This is a genomic window from Ruminococcus sp. CAG:379 (genome assembly GCF_000434255.1).
Taxonomy (GTDB): Bacteria; Bacillota; Clostridia; order Oscillospirales; family Ruminococcaceae; genus Ruminococcus_F; species Ruminococcus_F champanellensis.
Map to the genome: position 1 here is coordinate 31,527 of NZ_FR894928.1, position 3,111 is coordinate 34,637.

Sequence of the window (3,111 nt, forward strand, 5' to 3'; positions counted from 1 at the left end):
GCCCTTGCCGCCGGTAATGGCAGATACACGCTGTACAATCTTGCCTGCGTGAGCGCCCTTCTTGACCGCTTCCTTGCCGCAGACACAGTAGAAGGTGCCCTTCTCCCCGTTCATGCCGGCGAATACAGCCACAATGTTACCGTCCAACCGATCCTTCACCTGGTCGCCCATCTGCCGGAGCATGTCTGCCCCGGTGCCGTTGAAGAATGCGGAAATCACACGCACGCCGGAGATTTCCTTTGCATTCTCAAACAGACCGGAAATCTGACTGTCTGCGATCTTCATGTTCAGCGCATCGATCTGATGCTCCTTCTCCTTCAACTCTGCGATCATAGCTGTGCAGCGCTCAACCAGCTCCAGGGGATTCCCCAGCTTCAGAACACTGGCTGCAAAATGCAGACGCTGCTGCATTTCCTGATAGGACTTCAGCACGCCGGTACCGGTGACTGCTTCGATCCGGCGCACTCCGGCTGCTACAGAGCTTTCGGAAAGGATCTTGAACAGACCCACCCGGGAGGTGTTGTCCAGATGGGTACCGCCGCAGAACTCCGTAGAGAAGCCCTCCATGCTGACAACCCGGACAATATTGCCGTACTTTTCACCGAACAGTGCCATTGCTCCCAGCTTTCTTGCTTCCTCAATGGGCATTTCCTGCATGGTGATGGGCAGTGCCTCGAAAATCTTCCGGTTTACCAGATCCTCCACTGCCTGCAGCTCCTCAGACGTCATAGCGTTGAAGTGGGAGAAGTCAAATCGGCAGTGCTCCGCATTGACCAGCTGACCTGCCTGGTGCACATGATCTCCCAACACCTGGCGAAGGGCTGCCTGCAGCAGATGTGCTGCTGTATGGTTCCGCATGATGGACATACGCCGATCCGCATCGATCTGGGCAGACACCTCATCCCCTACCTTCAGGGTGCCGTCCTCCAGAGAACCCATGTGCATGAAATGGCCGCTTTCCAGCTTTTTCACGTCTGCAACTGCAAATGCACCGTTGCCCACAATCTCACCGGTGTCCGCAACCTGTCCGCCGCTTTCTGCGTAGAAGGGGGTACGATCCAGGATCAAAGCCGCCACATCCCCTTCACTGATGCTGTCCACCTGCTTGCCGTCCGCAAAGATTCCCAGGATCTTTGCGCCGCAGGACATCTGGGTATAGCCCACAAATTCCGTCTTGGGTGCGGAGATATCCGCAATGCTCTCGTTGCTCCAGGAGGTCTTGACCTTGGACGCACGATCCGCCCGTGCCATGGACTTCTGCTGCTCCATCAGCTCCCGGAACTTGTCCTCGTCCACCTTGATGCCCCGCTCTGCTGCGATCTCCATGGTCAGATCCAGAGGGAAGCCGTAGGTGTCACTGAGCTTGAATGCATCTGCACCGGAAAGCATGGACAGGCTGTCGGAGCTGACCCGATCCAGGAACATGTTCAGCAGCTCTGTGCCCTTGTCGATGGTCTTGGCAAAGCTTTCTTCCTCGTGGCGAATGATCTTGCAGATCAGATCCTTCTTTTCTGCCAGCTCCGGATACGCATTCTCATTCTCGTGAATGACAGTCTCTGCGACCTGATACAGGAAGGGCTCCTGGATGCCCAGCATCTTTCCATGCCGTGCAGCCCGCCGCAGCAGTCGCTTGAGCACATAGCCTCTGCCTTCGTTTGCAGGAGTCACACCATCCCCCACCATAAAGGTAGTACTGCGCACATGGTCGGTGATAACACGGAGAGAAACGTCCTTTTTCGGATCCTCCTTGTAGGTGATCCCGGCAATGCGGCAGATGTGCTGCATAATATTCTGCACCGTATCCACCTCAAACAGGTTGTCCACGCCCTGCATCACGCATGCCAGACGCTCCAGTCCCATGCCGGTGTCGATGTTCTTGTGCTCCATTTCTGCGTAGTGCCCCTTGCCGTCGCTGTTGAACTGGCTGAATACCAGATTCCATACCTCAACAAACCGGTCACATTCGCAGCCCACCTTACAATCGGGAGAACCGCAGCCCTTTTCCGGACCCCGGTCAAAGTAGATTTCAGAGCAGGGACCGCAGGGACCGGAGCCATGCTCCCAGAAGTTATCCTCCTTGCCCAGTCGGGTCATATGATCCGGCGCAACGCCGATGTGCTTGGTCCAGATGTCGTAAGCCTCATCGTCCTGTTCGTATACGGAAACGTACAGCTTGTCCACCGGCAGCTCCAGCACCTTGGTGAAAAACTCCCATGCCCACTCAATGGCTTCGGTTTTGAAGTAATCCCCAAAGGAGAAGTTCCCCAGCATTTCAAAGTAGGTACCGTGACGGGCAGTCTTGCCCACACGTTCAATATCCGGGGTACGAATACACTTCTGACAGGTGGTCACACGCACATTGGGAGGTGTCGCCTGCCCCAGGAAATATTTCTTCAACGGTGCCATGCCGGAATTGATCAGAAGGAGACTGTTGTCCCCCTGGGGGATCAGGGACGCACTGTCCATCCGGGTATGCCCCTTACTCTCAAAGAATGAGAGAAATTTTTCACGTAATTCGTTCAGTCCTTGCCACTGCATTGCTTCATTACTCCTTTATGTATATTTGATGACAAAATAGATCACATAAACCCAGCCGAAAAAGCCGTTCACGATGGCCCAGAACAGGGAATGCCAGTGCATGGCGGATAAAATCGCTGCCACAATGTTGCCGGCACTGATCCCGTACACGATGGGGTTACATCCCAAAGCCTTGGCACAGCTTTCCTTCTCCTTCGCCATAGCTTCACCTCCATACAGAAAAAACACCTCCGTCACCGCAATGGGACGAAGGCGTTCGTGGTACCACCCAAATTCAAAAGCATAGGCTATGCTTTCCTCGTTCGCTTTAACGCAGCGCATACGTTCCGCTTTCGCAGACCGGCTCAAGGGGAGCACCTGTCCGTACACTGAAAGCTCACACCAACCGCTTTCTCTCTGAAAGGATCCGGAACAGTCAATCCTGTCAACGCCAAAATTATTATAGTATAAACCGACGAAAATGTCAACCGTTTTTTGTGATATTTTCCGTAATCCCCTCTGCGATCCGGCGAAAAATCGGTGCCGCCGCTGTATTACCGCTGCCCCCGTTTTCCACAAAGACCGTTACTGCAT

The 3,111-nt window shown here is 54.3% G+C and carries 2 protein-coding genes; both read right to left on the reverse strand.

Annotation, left to right across the window (positions count from 1 at the left end):
• Positions 1-2,538 (reverse strand): alanine--tRNA ligase (gene alaS / locus QVO51_RS10575; protein ID WP_288168211.1); only part of this gene is annotated, 2,538 nt, incomplete at its 3' end.
• A 15-nt stretch (positions 2,539-2,553) separates the two neighbouring features.
• Entirely contained in the window at positions 2,554-2,739 is a 186-nt protein-coding gene (locus QVO51_RS10580) for a hypothetical protein (protein ID WP_022358368.1), read from the reverse strand.
• Positions 2,740-3,111: the final 372 nt, after the last annotated feature.

Bases quoted from the DNA above. Each gene is read 5' to 3' on its own strand.
- QVO51_RS10580 (WP_022358368.1), bottom strand. From the start codon at position 2,739: ATGGCGAAGGAGAAGGAAAGCTGTGCCAAGGCTTTGGGATGTAACCCC.